Origin of the sequence: Peribacillus sp. YIM B13481, assembly GCF_042787985.1 — a bacterium.
GTDB classification, from domain to species: Bacteria; Bacillota; Bacilli; order Bacillales; family DSM-1321; genus Peribacillus; species Peribacillus simplex_A.
On the sequence record NZ_JBHZPE010000001.1, the window covers coordinates 125,973 to 146,722 of the forward strand.

Consider the following 20,750-nt stretch of genomic DNA (forward strand, 5'->3'; position numbering starts at 1 on the left):
TCTAAAGTTGAAATATGTAACGGTTAACGCTTATTTATCGTTCAAGGCCACAACGCCAGGCAATTCTTTGCCTTCCATGAACTCAAGAGATGCACCGCCGCCAGTTGAAATATGGGACATCTTTTCAGCCAATCCAAACTTTTCAGCAGCTGCAGCAGAATCCCCTCCGCCTACAATACTGTACGTATCTTTTGCTTCCGCCAATGCTTCAGCAACCGTTCTCGTTCCATTCGCAAACTTATCGAACTCGAATACACCCATCGGTCCATTCCATATGACAAGCTTGGAACCTTTAATTACATCCGCAAATAATTCACTAGTTTTTGGACCGATATCCAAAGCCATTTTATCATTTGGAATAGCATCGATATCAACATTCTCTGATTCTGCATCAGGTGAGAATTCAGCTGCTACAACTGCATCAATAGGCAAATGCAATTTTACGCCTTTTTCCTTTGCACTTTCGATGAAAGATTTGGCCAATTCTATTTTGTCTTCTTCCAATAAAGAATTACCGATTTCGTGACCTTGTGCTTTAATAAATGTATAACCTAGTCCACCACCAATAATCAAGTGATCGACATTTTCCAAAAGGTTTTCGATAACGCCTATCTTATCCTTTACTTTTGCTCCGCCAATTATAGCTGTGAAAGGGCGTTCTGGGTTGGATAGGGCTTTTCCCAGCACAGAAAGTTCCTTTTCCATCAGTAATCCGGCAACAGCTGGAAGATGGTGTGCTATCCCTTCAGTTGACGCATGTGCACGGTGTGCAGCTCCGAATGCATCATTTACATAAACATCCGCCAGTGCAGCAAATGACTTCGCCAATTCTTGATCGTTCTTCTCTTCCCCCGGGTAGAAACGAACGTTCTCCAACAGCAAGATCTCACCATTTCCCATGTTATCAATGATTGATTGAACGGACTCACCATAAGCTTCTTGAGCATTTTGCACATCTTTGCCACTAAGTTCACTTAGTCTTTCCGCAACAGGAGCTAAACGTAATTCTTCAACGACTTGTCCTTTAGGACGGCCAAGGTGGCTGGCTAAAATGACTTTAGCGCCTTGTTCCGTCAGATAGGAAATCGTCGGCAGTGCAGCTTTGATTCTCGTATCATCCGAAATCTTTCCGCCCTGCATCGGCACGTTGAAATCAACACGGCAAAATACGCGTTTCCCCTTTAACTCAATATCTCTAATCGACTTTTTATTCATAATCCAAGAACCTCCTTAGATATTGTTTTCATATTTTTGATTCTTTTAATCAAAAAGGGAGAGGGTAAATATCCCAACTCCCCTTTTCTCTTTTTCATTATAGTCGGTTTAAAGGAAATTATCCAAAAACAAGAAATGTAAACGCTTGACTGATTAATGACTAACTTATAATATCATCTTCTGCCAAGTTTTTTTAGAGGTGTGATAAAAAAAACCTCACTTTGGTGAGGTTTTTTTTATTATTCTAATTACAATCCTTTTTTAGCCAAATAGTTGATTAAATCAACAACACGGCTAGAATATCCTGTTTCATTATCATACCAAGATAATACTTTAACCATGTTTCCTTCCATTACCATTGTGGAAAGGGCATCAATTGTAGATGATGCTGGGTTACCGTTATAGTCACCTGATACTAGCGGAAGTTCGCTGTACTCAAGAATTCCTTTAAGTTCGCCTTCTGAAGCCTTTTTAAATGCTGCATTCACTTCTTCAGCCGTTACGTCTTTTTCAAGCTCTGCAACAAGGTCGACAACAGATACGTTTGGAGTAGGTACACGCATTGCCATACCATTCAATTTCCCTTTAAGTTCAGGAAGGACAAGTGCAACAGCTTTTGCTGCCCCAGTAGTTGTAGGAATGATATTCTCAGCCGCTGCCCGAGCACGGCGATAATCTTTATGAGGCAAATCAAGGATTTGCTGATCATTTGTATATGAGTGAACAGTCGTCATCATACCGCGTTTAATTCCGAATTGTTCTTGAAGCACTTTAGCAAATGGTGCTAAGCAGTTCGTTGTACAAGAAGCATTAGAGATTACATGGTGGTTTGCTGCATCATATTTTTCTTCGTTTACACCCATGACGATTGTGATGTCTTCATCTGATGCAGGAGCCGAAATGATTACTTTTTTCGCGCCAGCTTCTAAATGTTTTGCAGCATCCGCACGTTTTGTGAAACGTCCTGTAGATTCAACTACTACTTCTACTCCCAGTTCACCCCATGCTAATTGTGCAGGATCACGTTCAGCCAATACTTTGACTTTATGCCCATCAACAACAAGGTAATCCCCATCAACCGTTACTTTTTCATTAAGAGATCCATGAATTGAATCATATTGAAGAAGGTGCGCTAACATATTAGCATCCGTTAAGTCGTTAATAGCAACAATCTCTACCTCAGGATTACTCAATGCTGCACGAAATACATTACGTCCAATACGTCCAAAACCATTAATTCCAACTTTTACTGCCATGAAAAATTCCTCCTTTTAAGTTCACAAATATATTAAGGGGTGTAATTCCCCTGAATTAACTCTTGGGCTGCCGCTTCATCCGTTATCAAAACGGTCGATGAAGGTGCGCCTTTCATGTAAGAACGGATAGCCTTAGCTTTAGTTTTTCCACCTGCCACAGTTATCACTCGCTTTTCAGGGCTAAGATCATCTAACTGGATTCCGACTGTCAAAACCTTATGAACAACTTTTCCGTTTTCATCGTAGTAATAACCGAATGCTTCTCCTACAGCATTTCCATCTAACAGCTTCTTTAACATTTCTGGCGAAGAATTTCTTCTCTCTGCCATCGCCATGGCATCACCAATTCCATGAATGATCATATCGGCAGATTTGATTTGGGAAATCACTTCTTTAATTGCAGGTTCCTTCATGAAGGAAGCATAAACCTCACCGCTTAATTGATCGGGTACATATAACACTCTGTAAGAGGCCTGCGCCTTCTGTGCCATTCTTTCGACAATCGTATTAGCCTGGTTCTGCACTGCTTCACCAATTCCCCCGCGGGCTGGGACAAATGTCAATTTCTTGGAAGCCTCATCAGGTGACAACGAATTAGCCACTTCGGCCATTGTCGATCCACCAGTAACCGCAATGATATTTTTTGAGTTCCATTCTCGTTTCATACGGTTTGCACAAGCTTTACCCAATTCTTTTTTCACCCATGGGGTTTCGTCACAATTTCCTGAGACAATAATGACCTCATCCACTTGTAACAAATCCTGCAATTGCCGCTCCATTATGTCTATACCCATTACTTCACGCATTATTCCTTCTAACTTATCCAGGATTTCAATCCCTTCATCAGTCAGCGTCATACCAGAAATGAATATGTTAACCAGGTTCTGACTTTTCAGAAAATCAACCTCGCTTCTAAGCGTCCGCTCAGTCAAATTAAGGCTCACGGCCAGACTTCGCCTTCCAACTGGCTGCATCATTTTGATATAACGCAGGATATCATATCTTTTTTGCATAGCCATAAGGAAATCAGGTAATAATTTTCTTTGTACCTCGAGTAATGTACGCATATTTAAAACTCCTAAATAGTTAAGTTGGACATATAATGTCCCGCGTAGTCGTTTTCTGTCCCACTTACACCAAAAAAAATATTCCTGCTACATATTTTATTCTAGCAGGAACGGAATGTTTCTTCAAATGATTTGAAAAATTATTTTTCGAAAAGCCTATTTAGAGCTAATTTATCAACATTTCCAAATTGAACGATATCATCTTTCCATTCTACAACAGGGATCATCAATCCGAATTTCTCAACCAAATCATCATCGGTATGGATATCGATTTCCCTATACCCTATGCCTGACTCGAATTTCACTTCTTCAAGTATCTGCTTGGCTTTATCACATAACGGGCATTTATCCCTACTATATAAAACAAACGCATTTGATTCCAAACCACTCATCCTTTTCAATCATATCTTTTTCGTTTAGATGAAGAAGGGATCCCTAATTGTTCCCGGTATTTGGCGACCGTTCGGCGCGCCAGTATAATTCCATGCTCCACTTTCAATCGTTCTGCCAAATCTTGATCCGAAAGCGGCTTTTGTTTATTTTCACCATTGATGGCTGCCTGCAGGCCCTTTTTTGCTTGCATGCCTGACATATCCTCATCAAGGCCGACTGACTGTAAAGAAGTAGTGAAAAATATCCGCATCTCTATTGTGCCAAATGGTGTCTGCACGTATTTTCCTTTAACGGCCCTGCTAACTGTAGATTCATGAATACCAATCTCGTCGGCGACTTCTTTCATCGTCATCGGCTTCAAATGGTTAAGGCCATGACGAAAGCACGCCGGCTGTTTTTCGACGATGCACTGAATAACCTTCAATATCGTTTCTTTTCTCTGTTGTATCCCTCTAGAGATCCATTGATATTCCTGCCACTTATCCTGGATGAACTTTTGCACTCCCTGGTCCTTATGGCTCTTCATTCGGTTCAAATACCCTTTATCCACATTAAGATTTGGTGAGTTGCCATCATAATTCCCCACAAGCAGTACCCCATCACGAACTTCCACGACCACATCCGGCACTATATAAGAAGGTTTTTCCTGAAAAAAGAGTGAAGCTGGACGCGGGTTCAACGTCTGGACATAATCAAAGACTTCTTGAATCTCCTTCATTGTAACACCGATTTTCTTACTTAAGTCCTTCCAACGCTTTTCAGCAAAATCGAGGAAATGATTTTCTATGATCGATTCTGCCAGCAAATTCATCCCTTCTGCTTTTACCTGAAGTAAAAGGCACTCTTGAAGATTCCTAGCTGCAATTCCATGCGGCTCTAGCTGCTGTAAAATCGAAAGGCTCTCTTCCAAAACGACTGAAGATATGCCTGGAACACATATATCCTCCAGCTGAGTCCTTAAGTAACCGTTTTCATCAAGATTATGAATTAATAGTAGCATCGCCTTCTGCTGCTCACCGGAAAGTTGCTGGTGATTCACCTGGGACATGACATGCTGTTCAAGCGATAGTGTATCTTCACTGATCTGTTCAATCCAATAGTTGGCATCATACGTATTTTTAAGAGTCCGTTTTCCCTTTTTTCGGTCAAAGGTTGGCTGAAATAAAGAAGATGTTGGCTGATCTAGGGACAGTAATGGATTTTCCACCATTTTATCTTCTAAGAATGCCGATAGCTCCTGTGAGGAGTATTGCAGCAATGTAATTGCTTGCATAAGCTCCTGGGTCATTGCCATCTTTAATGTTTGCTGTTGAAAAAGTCCTGCTTTCATATTCATACTCATCGATTCATCCCTCCCCCACTCCATTTTACATTATCAGGAGAAAATTCTACACAAAAACCCATGAAAACGCTTACGTTTTTTTCTGAATAGTGTATTTGTTTTAAATACTATATGTTAGAAATGCGATTTTCACAACTACTTTTACTGAAAAATCACCATTTTTCAATGGTAGGGGCGAATATTCTGAGGCAAGGGAGTGAAATACCATGATTCGATGGAATTTTACGGAAATCGAGTAAATCCATCAAAAATCGCAAGGAACCATTTGATGCCTTCTAATTGAATTGACCAATAAAAAATCCCCCACTTTATTAAGCAGGAGATTGGTAATGCCCTCGGCAGGAATCGAACCTGCATTTCAAGCTTCGGAGGCTTGCGTTCTATCCGTTGCACTACGAGGGCGAAATAGAAAATCTTTTTTCGACAGACTTCATTATATGATAGAATCCCATCCTTTGCAAGGGTTATCAGGTTTAAAACTTCACCTTTTGGGTATTATGGGTAATGTGGAAATTCATCCCTGTGCGGCATAATTATAAATAAATCTATTCGGGAAGGAGACTTGCCAGAAAATTGTCGAACAAATTATCCATTATAGGGTTTGTTTTGTTTGACCTAAATTGACCAAAAAGTGTATCATACATACATAAAGAATTTAAATGATTCTCTTAATCGAAGGAGGAAATGAACATGAATTTAATTCCTACAGTTATCGAACAAACAAGTCGTGGGGAGCGTGCCTACGATATTTACTCCCGTTTATTAAAAGACCGGATCATTATGCTAGGAAGTGGAATTGACGATAATGTTTCCAACTCAATTGTTGCTCAATTACTATTTTTAGAAGCGGAAAATCCTGAAAAAGATATCACTTTATACATCAACAGCCCAGGTGGAAGCATCACTTCCGGTATGGCCATTTACGATACTATGCAGTATATCAAACCTGATGTATCCACTGTATGCATCGGTATGGCCGCTTCCATGGGTGCATTCCTATTGGCCGCTGGTGAAAAGGGCAAACGTTATGCGTTGCCGAACAGTGAAGTCATGATTCACCAACCACTTGGAGGAGCCCAAGGTCAAGCAACGGAAATTGAAATTGCTGCCCGCCGTATCCTTCACTTGAAAGATAAGCTGAACCAAATCTTGGCAGAACGTACTGGTCAACCTATTGAAGTCCTTCAAAGAGATACGGAACGTGATAACTTCATGACTTCCGAAAGAGCTCTTGAATATGGCTTGATTGACAAAGTCATCACGCGCAGCATTCTTGATGACAAAAAAGACTCTAAATAAAAAATGATACAAAAGGCTCCGAAAGTCGTTTTAAGCGACTTTCGGAGCCTTTTTTCACATAATGTAAAAAATCATAAAAGAAAAGGATGCACTTTTGGCATCCTCTTATTTTACCCCTCTTGCTGAATGAACTCTTCCAATGCCTCTATTGCTTCCTTTTCATCGCGTCCTTCGACGATTAACTTAACGGACACGCCAGAACTGATGGCAAGGCTCATTAATCCCATGATACTTTTCGCATTCACTTTTTTTCCTTCTTTTTCTAGAAAAACATCCGAATGAAAGCGGTTAGCTTCTTGTACAAAAAGAGCGGCCGGCCGGGCTTGCAAACCTGTTTTCAGTTTTACTTCAACTTGTTTTTCCACCATCTTGATCTCCCCTGTTAGCTTTATTTTTTCGCAGCAATAGCCTCTCCCCCACGGAGCCTGTCAGCTATTTCATCAATCTTGCGTAATCGGTGATTAATCCCTGACTTACTGATGTTTCCTCCTGATACCATTTCTCCAAGTTCCTTTAAGGTTATATCCTGAAATGCTATCCTAAGCTCCGCAATTTCCCGAAGCTTATCCGGTAAAATGCTTAGTCCTACCGTATCCTCAATGTAATGGATATTTTCAACCTGGCGCAATGAGGCACCAATCGTTTTGTTCAAATTGGCTGTTTCACAATTCACAAGTCGATTTACTGAATTACGCATATCACGGACAATCCGTACATCCTCGAATCTTAATAAGGCTGAATGGGCACCGACTATGCTTAAAAACTCAGCGATCTTTTCGGCTTCTTTCAAATAAATGATGTACCCTTTTTTGCGTTCAAGCGTCTTGGCCTTCAAGCCAAACTTATTCATTAGCTCACAAAGGGCATCATTGTGCTCTTTATAAAGTGAGAAAATCTCAAGGTGATAGGAAGACGTTTCCGGATTATTCACCGATCCCCCCGCAAGGAATGCACCTCTTAGGTATGAACGCTTACAGCATTTCTTCCCAACAATAGTGTCGGATATAGCATGGAGAATTTCAAAGCCGTCGCCTAAAATTTCCAAATCAGTTAAAACCCGCTGCCCTCCAGATGACATCCTGACAATATAAACATTATTTTTTTTAAGCTTCATCTTTTTACGGACCAAAAGCTCGACCTGGACCTCATAACTTTTTTTCAGCAGCGTATAAATCCTTCTGGCAATCGCAGCATTCTCAGTTTGAATATCCACGACAAGCTTCCGATTAGAAAATGAAAGGGATCCGTTCATCCGGATAAGCGCACACAATTCCGCTTTTCCGCAGCAATCCTTTCCCTCTAATGTAGTAAGCTCTTTTTTCGTTTCTGAAGCAAAAGACATCCATTTCACCCCCAATCGAACGCAGGTAATCTATTTTATCAATCAAAAAACCGTCCCCGCTTATATCTACGGAACAATGTGGCTTTTTGTTTCATTTACAAGCATATTATAAAGCAAATCCGCCACTTTTTTCGTGTCATGGCGTATTACATTCCCTTCATAGCTGAAAATGCGTTCTTGTATGATTTCAAGACCCATCCGTTTTAAACTTTCCACATCATACATGACCGGTTTGGCATATTCAGCTTGATAACGTTGCTGAATCTCAGTCGGTATTTCCTCATTATTAACCAGTATCCTGTCAATATATGCATTTCCCATATGGTCATATATAGCTTTTATATGATCGCTTGCGCTATAATCCAACGTCTCGCCGGCTTGTGTCATTAAATTGCAAATGTACACCTTCTTAGCCTTGGAGCGGCCAACTTCTTCCCCTAGGCCCGGGACAAGTAAGTTAGGCAGAATGCTAGTATATAAGCTTCCTGGACCAATGACAATAAGATCTGCATGCTTAATTTCCTGAAGAGTTTCACTGAGCGGCCTTATATGCTGAGGAGACAGGAATACTTTTTTTATTTTCTTTCCTGAAAAGGGGATCTTGGATTCTCCTGTAACAATCGTTCCGTCATCCATCTCCGCATGGAGAACCACACTTTGGTTGGCAGCCGGAAGCACTTTACCACGGACATTAAGGAATTTACTCATTTCCTGGATAGCATGGACAAAATCTCCGGTCAACGAGGTCATTGCCGCCAGGATCAAATTCCCCAGCGAATGCCCGGATAGCTCATTTTTACTCTGAAAGCGATGTTGAAACATTTGTTCAACAAGAGGCTCTACATCCGATAACGCTGCTAGAACGTTACGAATATCACCTGGCGCGGGGATATCCATGTCCTCGCGAAGGCGACCCGAACTTCCGCCATCATCTGCTACAGTGACGATCGCCGTTATATCCACTGGATGCTTCTTTAAACCCCTTAACAAAACGGGAAGGCCGGTTCCCCCACCAATGATCACAACCTTAGGTTGTTTCTTATTATCTAACATCTGCTTTCCCCTTACTTTTTTCGATATCACGATGAGATATTTGAACGCTGTAATCCTTTTTGAAGTGGTTTGAAATATACTCCGTCAATGCTACAGAACGATGCTGACCGCCTGTACACCCAATCGCAACTACAAGCTGTGCTTTCCCTTCACGTTTATAATGTGGAAGCATGAAGGCAAGCAGATCGGTCACCTTTTCCAAGAACTTTTGAGTCTCACTCCATTTTAAAACGTAACTCGATACTTCCTGTTCCAATCCAGTCTTTGGCCTCATATGGTCAATATAATATGGATTTGGCAGGAAACGTACATCAAACACAAGGTCGGCATCTATTGGCAGACCATGCTTGAACCCGAAGGACATGACATTGACTGTGAAACCTACACATTTATCCGCAGAAAATTCCGAAGCGATTTTCTCCCTCAATTCGCGCGGTTTCAGTTGTGAAGTATTAAAGATCAGCTGAGCTCTTCCCTTTAGTTCGTCCAATAGTTCCCGTTCCATTTTAATGCCTTCCAATGGCCTGCCTAATGGAGCAAGGGGATGGGTCCTTCTCGTTTCCTTATACCTGCGTACCAAAGAATCATCATCAGCTTCAAGAAAAAGGATTCTTGGTGATACTGCCGCTGATTCCGTTAATTTATCCAGTGCAAGAAATAAGGAATCAAAAAACTCCCTCCCCCTCAAGTCCATGACAAGAGCCACTTTATTCATCTTATTCCCGGAGTCCTTCATTAACTCCAAAAACTTTGGCAATAGCGTGGGCGGCAAATTATCGACGCAAAAAAAGCCCAGGTCTTCAAAACTTTGAACCGCCACTGTCTTACCTGCTCCTGACATTCCGGTTATGATGACCAATTGCGTTTCATTAATCTCCCCTGTACTCATAGTTCTCCGCCCCCATATATAGCAATCTTTTTTATATTGAATATTAACCTGGATCCAATCGATAAGAGAGTAACTTAAACTCAGGCGTATAGGTAAACGTTCCATAAATGATTCCACTTCCATGGACCATATAGTCCAGAATATGAAAATCACCCTCAGCCATTTTCAGCTTTTTAACATCATCAACCGGATGCCAGCTAAGTTCCCCTTCTTCACAAACATCCACATTGACACCATCTGAATCCGTCGCAAAGAAAGTGAACATCATCCACTCTGACAAAACTTTATCCCCGTCCTTCATAATGAAGGTGAAAATACCTTTTATGGAAGGGTTTTTCAAATAAACTCCTGTTTCTTCGCGATATTCTCTAATACAAGCATCACGTACAGACTCCCCAGGCTCCATCTTGCCGCCTGGAGCTACCCACCATCCGCGTCTAGGTTTTTTCAATAAGAGGATTTGATCATCCTTAATCAATACACAGTTTGTGACACGTTGCACGTTCTTCACCTCAATTGGCCTCTGCTCGACTATAGAAACCTTCCCCCTTCTGCTTGAAGAGATTCAGTTTATATCATTAAACCGCCGTTAGATATCCATTTGGCGATTCTCAAATGCTAATAGTTCAAACAAGTTGTATTTTACATCTTATTACCTTTTGACAGATATGTTTAGTATATCTTATCATTATACTATTTTTGAAATGAGCTAACAATAAAGGAAACTTCCTGCATTGGGGGAATATTCATTCGCAAGGAATCACTGAGTAAGTCTTTATCTCCTGCTTAACTCCTATTCTTCTCCACTTTCCCTGCCTAAATTCAAAGAGATGCCTAACTTCACATTCCAAGCATTAAAATTTACCTAAAAATCGGCACTAAAGATATAGTCTTAAAGCAGGACACAAAAAAAAAGGACACAGATACTTAATCTGTGTCCTCAAACGTTTATAATTAAAGGGGGTCAACTTTCTACCCATACTATACACAATCATTATTTCACACGTGTTACAACATCGTTAAAACCGAATTACGAAGTGTGAAACTTTTGTGCAATCAAGCCTTTGGTTGCAATTTTTCTTGAAGTTCCTCAACATAATGCTGAGCGGATTGAGCAGCAATGCTTCCATCCCCTGTAGCTGTAACGATTTGGCGCAATGTTTTTTCACGAACGTCACCAGCTGCAAAAATACCCGGGACGTGTGTCTCCATCCGATCATTCGTTTCAACATAGCCTGCAGCATTCAAGATGCCCAAGTTCTCAAATGGTTTAGTTAGAGGAAGCATTCCGATATAAATGAATACACCGTCTGCATCCATCACTGTCTCTTCTCCGTTTACAGTGGAAACTAGAGTGACACCGCCGACTTTACCGCCTTTTTCATTGATTTCCTTCAAAGTATGATTCCAGATGAAGTTAATTTTCTCATTGGCAAATGCACGATCTTGAAGAATCTTTTGAGCACGAAGTTCTTCACGTCTGTGGACGATCGTCACTTTTGAAGCAAAACGGGTCAAGTACACTCCCTCTTCAACAGCAGAGTCTCCGCCGCCGATAACGAACAGTTCCTTTTGCTTGAAAAATGCACCATCACAAACAGCACAATACGATACACCGCGGCCGCCCAATTCCTTTTCGCCAGGAACGCCGATTTTCTTGTATTCGGCACCCGATGAAATAATGATTGAACGTGCTTTAAATTCCTTGGAACCGGCTTTGATCGTTTTATACTCTTCACCGTCAATGATTTCCTTAACGTCCCCATAAGCATATTCCGCACCGAATTTCTTTGCATGGTCAAACATTTTCGTTGAAAGTTCAGGTCCGAGAATTGTGTCAAAACCAGGATAATTTTCAACTTCCTCTGTATTGGCCATTTGCCCGCCAGGTACTCCGCGTTCTAACATCAATGTTGAAAGGTTCGCACGTGATGTATAGACAGCCGCCGTCATCCCTGCAGGACCAGCACCAATAATAACAACGTCATAAATTTTTTCAGACATGTTCTCACTCCTCCATAATCCATTACAATGGAACCTTCACTACGGTTAGTGTTCCCTACCCATTATCCTATATAACAAATAATTTTTCGTCCAAATATATGCTCACCCCAGAAGGGTTTGAACCAATTTTACGTACTTCGATAAGGTGGACACAGATATGAAATGTTTGTCCGCGATTGCCTGTTTGCTTGCCTTCTCATTTTTAAGCTGATTCCACACGTACTCCACCGCAGATGCCCAGCCTGCTGGATTGTTTAGCTTCTGCTCGGATTTCACCGCCTCGATAAAGACGGAAAACCACATTAAATAGAGTCCGGCTTCATCTAATTGTATCGGTTGGAAATGCTGATATAATAACTCAGCTGTGCGATCGGCAAAATCAATCGGTGTTAATTGGCGATCTTTAGCAGGAGCTTGCACAAGATCTGCATAATCACGTTCCAAATCAGTGAAATTCTGATTTAGGTTTAGGACCTGGTTTTTCAGTAGCTTCTGTTTATGGACGGAATGCTTCAGAAGGAAAATGGCAAACAGCCTTTCCTCAATGAATTCGCTTTCCAGCCTTTTTAAAATAGAAGGAAAATGATGTTCAAAACCATCTGAAGTCGCATTCATATCTCCCCATGGCTCCATGCCTTCCTTTTCAGGGTTCATTTCCACGACCTTTTTCCATGCCTTTCTGGCAGCCTGTTCATGACCCAAGTGGAAAGCGGAAATAGTAAGCCAATAATAGAAGGTCCCATCTCCCTCGAATCCCTGCTTTTGCAATACTTTCAGCCATTTATATGCAGATGCGTAATTTCCGATCAATGCGAAGGTCGCTCCAAGCTTGAAACGATGTTCGGATAGCATCGGCCGAATTTTCTCCAGCATCTGTATGAGCTCTTCAACCTTCTCTTCATCCTGTTGATAATGATGAAAAACAACAAGGTTACAAAGCGCATGCAGGTTTCCCGGACTTTTTTCCAGTACCCCATCCAGTGTTTCAAAGGCTTCATTTACTTGGCCGAGATAGAAATAGGCAAGTGCCAGGTTATTATAAGCGGACCAGTAATCCTCGTATTCGGCAATCGTTTCTTTCAGTACTTCGATAGCCTTCGGGAAATTCCCTGACTCCAGATACTCGCGGGCTTTTTCCTGTTTGGTGATGAGCCCATCATGCTTAAAGGGATTTTCTTCTGACTCATCCGACTCAAAAGTTATCAGTTCAAGCAGATCTTCCGCGTCATCGCTGAACTCCCCGTCTTCTTCTTTATCAAGATAAGCACTGGCGTGACGGTATGCCTCCTTGAACATGCCTAAGTGGGCATAATTATTTGCCAGGAAGTAATGACATTCCGACATATAGGGATCCATCACATCCAAGATGTTTTCCAAGAGGTTGTTTGAATAATTATATTCACCGATTTCCGAGCATGTAATTGCCAATTGACAGGCTATCATCGGTTCTGCAGGTTCAAGTTCCAGCGCACGTTCCAGGTATTTTTTTGATTTAGGTAGTTCACGTCTATGATAAGCTTTTAAACCCTTGGTGAAATAATACTCACCTGTTGGGTGAAAAGTTAGAATTTTTGCCTGTTGTCCAAATTTAGAGTCTTTACTCATGTAATCCTCCATCTACAAGTTGATTAACCATAGTATTATAACATATTGGACTAAATTTGCCGAACAATTCAAGAAAATGGAAAATAGAAATTCCCATGCTTTCTTTAAGAAAAAATTTAAGTATCTTCCTAGTCAAATGGGGAGTCAAGATTAGTCGTTAATACAAATAAAGCCCTCCTATTGACGGAGGGCACAGTTAGTAGACAAAAGGGGTTGGAAAATATCTCTTTCATCAATTATGTTCCCGAACAAAGCAACACCTTCAAATCTCAGATATGGTTCCTACCAAAGTTATGTAGAAAAAGTTAATTGGAGAGGAAGGTGCGAGACTCCTGCGGGAAAAGCACCGTCTAGGGGAGACCCTGCAGGCGCAATGGCGCCGAGGGCGGACCACCCGCGGAAAGCGAGTTTCTTGAGCGGAAATCAATGTCCAAATAACAAGCCAAAAAAACTGAAGACAAAGTTGATTTTCATCGAGTTTGTCTTCAGTCTGAGCCCTCCTAATGACGGAGGGATATCACCATTCATTCGGTTTCTTTTGGTTCGTCCTTATCGGAATGTCTAGCCTTCAATACATCAAGCACCGCTTGGAAAGGCAATTCTTGTTCCTGAAGAAGAACGAATAAGTGATAAAGGAGATCGGCACTTTCCATGGAAAGTTCCTCTGCATCGCGGTTTTTGGCAGCAATGATGACTTCCGCGGCTTCTTCACCGACTTTTTTCAGGATTTTATCAACACCTTTTTCGAATAAGTAAGTTGTATATGAACCTTCAGGCATTTCCGATTTTCTTTTTTTAATCAAGGTTTCCAATTCCGCCAAGAAAGTCACATTCGCCTGCATGGCTTGTCCAGCTTCATTGTTTTGGTAAATCGATTCGCTAAAACAGCTTGTTGCCCCTGTATGGCACGCTGGACCTGCAGGAACGACTCGAACCACCAATGCATCTTGATCGCAATCATACTTCATTTCGATGATTTTCTGTATATTACCGCTGGTTGCTCCTTTATGCCACAATTCATTGCGCGAACGGCTGAAGAAAATCGTTTCGCCTTTTTCGATGGACAATTTTAGAGATTCTTCATTCATGTAAGCAAGTGTCAGCACTTCACCGGTTCCGGCATCTTGAATGATTGCCGGTATTAGACCTTTATCGTCGTATTTAATAGTTTCAAGATTCATCGTACAACCACTCCTTGTTGTTTGAGAAACGCTTTGACTTCTTTGACGGATGTTTCTTTATAATGAAAAATCGATGCGGCTAATGCTGCATCCGCTTTACCTTCTTCAAAAGCTTCCTGGAAATGCCCCGCGTTACCTGCCCCACCCGAGGCGATGACCGGCACCGAAACAGCTTCAGATACCGCTTTTGTTAAAGCGATATTAAACCCTTGTTTCTCCCCATCACAATCCATGCTAGTCAATAAAATTTCACCTGCACCGCGGCTGACGGCTTCCTTCGTCCACGCGATCACTTCCCATTCAGTCGGTTTTCGACCGCCGTGGGTGTATACGCGCCATGATCCAAGCTCTTCGTCATATCTGGCGTCTATAGCGACAACGATACATTGTGCCCCAAAATAATTAGAACCCTCATTAATTAAATCAGGCCGCAGAATGGCTGCTGTATTTAAGGATACCTTATCTGCGCCAGCGCGTAAGATTTTCTTCATATCCGCTAGAGAATTAATACCGCCTCCCACTGTAAACGGAATTGCCAAGCTTCCAGCTACCGCTTGAACGACGTCGACAATCGTTTCCCTGCCTTCATGTGAAGCGGAAATATCAAGGAAGACAAGCTCATCGGCACCTTCCTGGTCATAAAAGGCTGCAAGCTCGACCGGATCTCCAGCATCCCTAAGGGATACAAATTGTATGCCTTTAACTACGCGCCCATCTTTTACATCGAGACAAGGAATTATTCGTTTTGTGAGCATTTAACCACGCACCTTTTCTAGTGCTTCTTCCACAGTAAAGCGATTCGTATAAAGCGCCTTGCCAATGATTGCCCCTGCAATTCCTTGAGCTTCATATTCTTTGAGGGTGATAAGGTCTTCCAGGGAACTAATGCCCCCCGAAGCAATCACCTTTTTCCCAGTTTCCTCCGCCATCGCCAATATACCTTTCACATTCGGACCTGAAAGCATGCCATCTGTCGCGATATCAGTCACTATAAAGATCTCTGCACCAGCATCGGCCAGTAATTTACCAAGATCTATTGCAAGGGTTCCAGACGTTTGAAGCCAACCATGAGTGGCTACCCTGCCATCCTTCGCATCGATCCCTATTGCGATATGGCTTCCATATTTCCTAATCATATCTTTAGTGAAATCAGGGTCTGAAACGGCCGTGCTGCCTAGAATGACACGTTCCACTCCATTATCCAGGTAATGGGCTATATCCCGTTCAGTACGGATGCCGCCGCCGATTTGAATGCGGGCCCCTAACTCACTTGCAGCTTTAATTACGTACGAATCATTGATGCGCACTCCCTCTTTAGCTCCGTCAAGGTCGACCATATGTATCCAATCGGCTCCTTGGTCCGCAAAGCTTTTAGCCATATCGAAGGGGGAATCGCCATAAACGGTTTCCTGATTGTAATCTCCCTGGATTAAGCGGACGCATTTGCCTCCGCGCATATCAATCGCCGGGTAAATAGTAAAGTTGCTCATGCTTCTTCCTTCCCTTCTACTAATGACAGATAATTTCTCAAGAGTGACATGCCCATCTTCCCGCTTTTTTCCGGATGAAACTGCATTCCGAATACATTCCCTTTACCGACGATCGCCGGCACTTCCACATCATACGTCGCCGAAGCGGTAACGAATGATTCATCCGTATCGGCGTAATAAGAATGGACGAAATAAACATGTTCCTCTTCCAGCCCCTCATTCACTGGTGATGCGTGTTTAAATTCAAGACGATTCCAGCCCATGTGCGGCACTTTATAAACCTGGTCATTCGCATCCACTCCCTTAAAACGAACCACTTTACCCGGGATGAGCGATAATCCTTTTGCCGGTCCATTTTCCTCACTTTCATCAAAGAGAAGCTGCATACCAAGGCAGATGCCTAATAGGTACCCTCCACCTGCTACATATTCCTTCAGGAATTCATCTAGCTTTTGTTTTTCCAAAAGACCCATGGCATCCCTGAAAGAGCCAACGCCGGGGAGAATGATCCCTTTCGACTTTGAAAGTTCTTCAGGGTCATCGGAAATGAATGAATCGGCACCAAGACGTTCCAGCCCTTTACTTACAGAAAATAAATTCCCCATGCCGTAATCGACGATCCCGATCATTTACAACATTCCTTTCGTTGAAGGGATGCCTTTGACCCGTGGATCGATGGTAGTAGCTTCATCCAATGCCCGTCCTAGCGCTTTGAATATTGCTTCGATCATATGATGTGTGTTGTGACCGTAATGAACGATTACATGCAGGTTCATCCTGGCTTCAAGAGCGAGTTTCCAAAGAAACTCGTGCACCAGTTCAGTATCGAAAGTACCAACCTTTTGTGAAGGAAACTCAGCCCGGAACTCTAGATGCGGACGATTACTTAAATCGATGACAACCTGGGCGAGTGCTTCATCCATAGGTACGAAAGCATTTCCGTAACGTTTTATCCCGCGCTTGTCTCCAAGGGCCTCCACTAACGTTTGACCCAAGCAAATGCCAATATCTTCAGTTGTATGGTGATCATCCACGTCTGTATCTCCGTTTGCATCTACAGTTAAATCAAACTTCCCATGTTTCGTGAACAAATCCAGCATATGCGTCATAAACGGAACGCCCGTCTTAATGGAGGAATTACCTTCACCATCCACACCAAACTTCAAACTGATTTCCGTTTCATTCGTCTTTCGCTCCACACTAGCAAAACGTTCCATTACAAGTCCTCCTATCGGGGTAAGACCCCTTTTCCCAAGATGTCAAAAGCATATCAAAAGTCTTTATTTCAGTTTTTTTATTTATTTCGTAAGGATTCAGGCACTATTCCCCGGATTTTTTCACACCCCGTGATTCGATGGCACGGGCGTGGGCCTCAAGTCCTTCCATGCGGGCAAATGCAGCAATTTTTTCTGCATTTTTGCGGAAGGCCGTTTCACTATACTTGATGATGCTCGATTTCTTTTGGAAATCATCCACATTCAGCGGGCTGGAAAAACGGGCGGTTCCATTAGTAGGCAACACATGATTGGGACCTGCAAAGTAATCCCCTACAGGCTCCGGACTAAAGCGGCCAATGAAGATTGCCCCGGCATGCCGGATTTTAGCCATAACTTCAAGTGCATCATCGGTCACAATTTCCAAATGTTCAGGTGCAAGTTCATTTATGGCATCAATAGCTTCTGCCATATTCCCGCATACAACAATTCTTCCATAGTCCCTTATGGCTGCTGCAGCAATATCATGGCGCGGTAGTAACGCTACCTGCTTGGTCACTTCTGCGGCCACTTCTTCTGCAAGAGACGTGGACGTCGTCACCAAAACACTGCAAGCACGGGGATCGTGCTCTGCTTGTGATAGCAAGTCAGCCGCAACTTCTGCGGTATTGGCGGATTCATCCGCCAATACCGCTATTTCACTTGGTCCTGCAATCATATCAATGGCGACATCTCCGAATACTTCCCGCTTCGCTAGCGCCACATAAATATTTCCCGGACCCACTATTTTATCTACTTTTTTTATTGTTTCCGTCCCATAAGCAAGAGCTGCTATTGCCTGAGCCCCGCCAACTTTATAGATTTCCGTAACTCCGGCAATTTTGGCAGCTGCCAAAACCGCCGGAGATAATTTCCCATCTTTCCCCGGAGGAGATACCATAACGATCCGTTCCACTCCCGCTGCCTTAGCTGGCATCGTATTCATCAGAACAGACGAAGGATACGCCGCTGTGCCTCCAGGTACATAAACACCCACAGCATCAAGAGGTGTTAATTTTTGTCCTAGCATCGTTCCCGTATCATCAGTCATAAACCATGAATTTCGAATTTGTTTCTCGTGAAACAATTGAATATTATTTGCCGCTTCTTGAATAATATCAAGCTGCTCCGGAGTCATGGCCGCTGCCGCTTCTTCCATTTCCTGTTCCGATACAAGTAATTCCCCTAGACTGACACCATCGAAACGTTCGGTATAGCTATTTAAAGCGGCGTTTCCGCTTCTCCTGACTTCATAAATAATATCCTGAACCGCTTTTCTTTGATCGGCAGTACCTGCATCAACGGAACGTTTCAGTGAAATCCCTTCCGCAAACCGTTCTATTTTCATATGTTCACCTCATTTACTATTCAATAATTCCTGCTAGCCGATCGACAATTTCAGTAATCCTTGCTTCTTTAATTCGATAGCTGACAGGGTTTGCCACCAGCCTAGAAGTCACATCGGCAATTTTTGCATATTCTACGAGACCGTTTTCCTTCAATGTCCGTCCCGTTGAAACGATATCCACGATTCGTTCAGCTAAACCAATTAACGGTGCTAACTCAATAGACCCATTCAACTTAATGATCTCAACTTGCTCTCCCTGCTCGCGAAAGTAGCTGGAGGCAACATTCGGATATTTACTGGCTATTTTGGGGGCGATGTCACTTATTTTCGTACCAGGCAGACCAGCCACGGCTAAGTAGCAGGCACTGATTTTCAAATCAAGTAACTCATATACATCACGTTCTTCCTCCAACATGACATCCTTCCCTGCAATTCCAATGTCAGCAACGCCGTGTTCCACATAGGTTACGACATCCATCGGTTTAGCTAAAATGAAACGGAGATTCTCCTCTTCCACTTCAAGGATCAATTTCCGGGAATCATCAAACTCAGGAGGGAGACGAAAACCGGCCCTTCTTAATAGCTCTGCCGCTTCTTCAAATATTCTCCCTTTTGGCATCGCAATCGTTAAAAAGCTACTTTTCATCTTTTCCATTCCCTCCATTCCCTACAAATAAATGCACTTCAGAAAATGTTCTTGTAAAAGCATCGACATTTTGAACCACTGTAATATCTTGAATCGTTACCAATTTTCCTTCGGATCGTTTTGTTCTTGCAAATTCAATTGCTTCCAATCTCCGTTCGGGACTGAATAAAATACATTCCGGTGCGACAGGCTGCATCGGCTCCCCAAGAGCTTCGGCAAGGCGATCCACCCGGATTGCAAAACCTGTGGCAGGAGCATTCCAGCCGAACTTTCCAAGCAGATTATCATACCGGCCGCCATTGCCGATTGGCGAACCCACATGTCCCGCATACACTTCAAATAAAGTTCCCGTGTAATAACTCATATGACTGACCAATGTTAAGTCGAAGCTAACATATTGATCGACGCCAAATTCTTTCAACTGCTCAGACAATTCCTTCAGTTCAGCCAAAGAATCTTCCCCTTTATTATTTTCAACCAACCCTTGCGCCATTTTAAGGGTGCCTTCACTGCCTCTTAAGGAGGTAAATTCGATAAGCCGCTGTTTATCAATGGATGAAAGCGGCAGCGATTTTACATGCTCCCGAAAGCCAACATAATTCTTTTCATATAAAAACTTCCTTAATATAGAAGCTCTTTCCTCCGTACCTAGAATGCTTAAGAAAAATTCTTGTAAAAATCCGATATGTCCAATGGAAATCTTAAATTCCTGAAGACCGGCAGCCTTTAGAACATCCGCAAGCAGGGCAATCATTTCAGCATCTGCACTTATGGACTTATTTCCGATACACTCAATACCAATCTGTTCGAATTCTGCCGGCCGGCCTCCTTCACGCTGCTGTGCCCGATATACATTCGCAGAATAGGCCAGGCGAAGCGGAATTTGCTGTTTTAATAATTTGGATGCTGCGACTCGTGCAATGGGGGCTGTCATCTCGGGACGAAGTACGAGCGTATGTCCCTGGGAATCAAGAAGTTTAAACAATTGTTGATCTAAAATTGCCGAAGCCTCACCAATTGTTTCATAATATTCCAAAGCAGGCGTTTCAATAAATTGATAACCCCACTTCTTGATTTCATCACTCATTTTATTTCTGGCCGATACTTTCGTTTCATACAGCACCGGCAATGTATCTCTCATGCCTAATGGTTTCTCAAACATAAATGGCTTCGTCACGACTGCACTTCCTTATGAAATATTGATTGCTATATATAACCAATCAGTCCGCCTAAAGGCAAAAACCAATGTCATTGCCATAATTCCTTTTTGTTTATCTTTCCAAAATTGCAGGCTTAAATCCAAATTTCAGATAACATATAAAAATATTATCAAATAAAATGACATAATCATATAAATACTCACAATA

The 20,750-nt window shown here is 42.4% G+C and carries 21 protein-coding genes and 1 tRNA gene; 1 reads left to right on the plus strand and 21 read right to left on the minus strand.

The genetic code is table 11. From position 1 onward, the window contains the following. Nucleotides 1-30: 30 nt before the first annotated feature. The 6 genes from ACFX4X_RS00655 to ACFX4X_RS00680 all read right to left on the minus strand — a co-directional run bounded on the left by ACFX4X_RS00655 (nt 31) and on the right by ACFX4X_RS00680 (nt 5,675). Nucleotides 31-1,215: a phosphoglycerate kinase gene (locus ACFX4X_RS00655; RefSeq protein ID WP_284469279.1), complete on the minus strand. Its 1,185-nt coding sequence runs from the start codon at nt 1,213-1,215 to the stop codon at nt 31-33. 248 nt (nt 1,216-1,463) lie between these two features. Continuing rightward, a complete protein-coding gene (gene gap / locus ACFX4X_RS00660) occupies nt 1,464-2,471 on the minus strand; it encodes a type I glyceraldehyde-3-phosphate dehydrogenase (protein ID WP_061465552.1) in 1,008 nt (335 codons plus the stop codon). 32 nt (nt 2,472-2,503) lie between these two features. Beyond that, entirely contained in the window at nt 2,504-3,538 is a 1,035-nt protein-coding gene (locus ACFX4X_RS00665; protein ID WP_377380814.1) for a sugar-binding transcriptional regulator, read from the minus strand. 140 nt (nt 3,539-3,678) lie between these two features. Further along, nucleotides 3,679-3,930 (minus strand): glutaredoxin family protein, encoded by a 252-nt coding sequence (locus ACFX4X_RS00670; protein WP_377380817.1) that lies wholly within the window; start codon nt 3,928-3,930, stop codon nt 3,679-3,681. A gap of 5 nt (nt 3,931-3,935) precedes the next feature. Beyond that, nucleotides 3,936-5,273 carry an RNA polymerase factor sigma-54 gene (rpoN, locus tag ACFX4X_RS00675; protein WP_317777141.1) on the minus strand — a complete coding sequence of 446 codons (1,338 nt, stop codon included), beginning with the start codon at nt 5,271-5,273 and terminating at the stop codon, nt 3,936-3,938. Between the two features lie 330 nt (nt 5,274-5,603). After that, nucleotides 5,604-5,675, minus strand: a tRNA-Arg gene (locus ACFX4X_RS00680). Between the two features lie 288 nt (nt 5,676-5,963). Here ACFX4X_RS00680 and clpP point away from each other — a divergent pair. Then, nucleotides 5,964-6,572, plus strand: coding sequence for an ATP-dependent Clp endopeptidase proteolytic subunit ClpP (gene clpP, locus ACFX4X_RS00685; protein WP_061465554.1), 609 nt, complete (start codon nt 5,964-5,966; stop codon nt 6,570-6,572). Between the two features lie 110 nt (nt 6,573-6,682). Here clpP and ACFX4X_RS00690 read toward each other — a convergent pair whose 3' ends face one another. The 15 genes from ACFX4X_RS00690 to ACFX4X_RS00760 form a co-directional block, all read right to left on the minus strand. After that, entirely contained in the window at nt 6,683-6,940 is a 258-nt protein-coding gene (locus tag ACFX4X_RS00690; protein WP_061465555.1) for an HPr family phosphocarrier protein, read from the minus strand. Between the two features lie 20 nt (nt 6,941-6,960). Beyond that, entirely contained in the window at nt 6,961-7,914 is a 954-nt protein-coding gene (whiA, locus tag ACFX4X_RS00695) for a DNA-binding protein WhiA (RefSeq protein WP_061465556.1), read from the minus strand. A 66-nt stretch (nt 7,915-7,980) separates the two neighbouring features. Further along, a complete protein-coding gene (locus ACFX4X_RS00700; RefSeq protein WP_061465557.1) occupies nt 7,981-8,967 on the minus strand; it encodes a gluconeogenesis factor YvcK family protein in 987 nt (328 codons plus the stop codon). Continuing rightward, nucleotides 8,957-9,856, minus strand: coding sequence for an RNase adapter RapZ (gene rapZ / locus ACFX4X_RS00705; RefSeq protein WP_061465558.1), 900 nt, complete (start codon nt 9,854-9,856; stop codon nt 8,957-8,959). Before rapZ ends, ACFX4X_RS00700 begins: the two co-directional genes overlap by 11 nt. Before the next feature lie 43 nt (nt 9,857-9,899). Next, nucleotides 9,900-10,358, minus strand: a complete 459-nt coding sequence (locus ACFX4X_RS00710; RefSeq protein ID WP_061465559.1) for an NUDIX hydrolase — start codon at nt 10,356-10,358, stop codon at nt 9,900-9,902. A 554-nt stretch (nt 10,359-10,912) separates the two neighbouring features. Further along, nucleotides 10,913-11,860 (minus strand): thioredoxin-disulfide reductase, encoded by a 948-nt coding sequence (gene trxB / locus ACFX4X_RS00715; RefSeq protein ID WP_061465560.1) that lies wholly within the window; start codon nt 11,858-11,860, stop codon nt 10,913-10,915. A 102-nt stretch (nt 11,861-11,962) separates the two neighbouring features. Then, complete coding sequence (locus ACFX4X_RS00720) at nt 11,963-13,465, minus strand: tetratricopeptide repeat protein (RefSeq protein WP_061465561.1); 1,503 nt, start codon at nt 13,463-13,465, stop codon at nt 11,963-11,965. Between the two features lie 524 nt (nt 13,466-13,989). Continuing rightward, the gene (hisIE, locus tag ACFX4X_RS00725) at nt 13,990-14,646 is read right to left on the minus strand and encodes a bifunctional phosphoribosyl-AMP cyclohydrolase/phosphoribosyl-ATP diphosphatase HisIE (RefSeq protein ID WP_284469275.1); all 657 of its coding nucleotides are present in this window, start codon (nt 14,644-14,646) and stop codon (nt 13,990-13,992) included. Further along, nucleotides 14,643-15,401, minus strand: a complete 759-nt coding sequence (gene hisF / locus ACFX4X_RS00730; protein ID WP_377380826.1) for an imidazole glycerol phosphate synthase subunit HisF — start codon at nt 15,399-15,401, stop codon at nt 14,643-14,645. The genes hisIE and hisF overlap by 4 nt, the downstream gene beginning before the upstream one ends. Further along, a complete protein-coding gene (gene hisA / locus ACFX4X_RS00735; protein ID WP_089361944.1) occupies nt 15,402-16,136 on the minus strand; it encodes a 1-(5-phosphoribosyl)-5-[(5-phosphoribosylamino)methylideneamino]imidazole-4-carboxamide isomerase in 735 nt (244 codons plus the stop codon). Next, nucleotides 16,133-16,765, minus strand: coding sequence for an imidazole glycerol phosphate synthase subunit HisH (gene hisH, locus ACFX4X_RS00740; RefSeq protein WP_089361945.1), 633 nt, complete (start codon nt 16,763-16,765; stop codon nt 16,133-16,135). The genes hisA and hisH overlap by 4 nt, the downstream gene beginning before the upstream one ends. Next, nucleotides 16,766-17,353, minus strand: a complete 588-nt coding sequence (hisB, locus tag ACFX4X_RS00745) for an imidazoleglycerol-phosphate dehydratase HisB (protein WP_089361946.1) — start codon at nt 17,351-17,353, stop codon at nt 16,766-16,768. Nucleotides 17,354-17,456: 103 nt separating this feature from the next. After that, a complete protein-coding gene (hisD, locus tag ACFX4X_RS00750) occupies nt 17,457-18,737 on the minus strand; it encodes a histidinol dehydrogenase (protein WP_377380831.1) in 1,281 nt (426 codons plus the stop codon). Nucleotides 18,738-18,753: 16 nt separating this feature from the next. Continuing rightward, a complete protein-coding gene (hisG, locus tag ACFX4X_RS00755) occupies nt 18,754-19,383 on the minus strand; it encodes an ATP phosphoribosyltransferase (RefSeq protein WP_061466290.1) in 630 nt (209 codons plus the stop codon). Beyond that, complete coding sequence (locus ACFX4X_RS00760) at nt 19,373-20,560, minus strand: ATP phosphoribosyltransferase regulatory subunit (RefSeq protein ID WP_377380834.1); 1,188 nt, start codon at nt 20,558-20,560, stop codon at nt 19,373-19,375. The genes hisG and ACFX4X_RS00760 overlap by 11 nt, the downstream gene beginning before the upstream one ends. Nucleotides 20,561-20,750 lie beyond the last annotated feature (190 nt).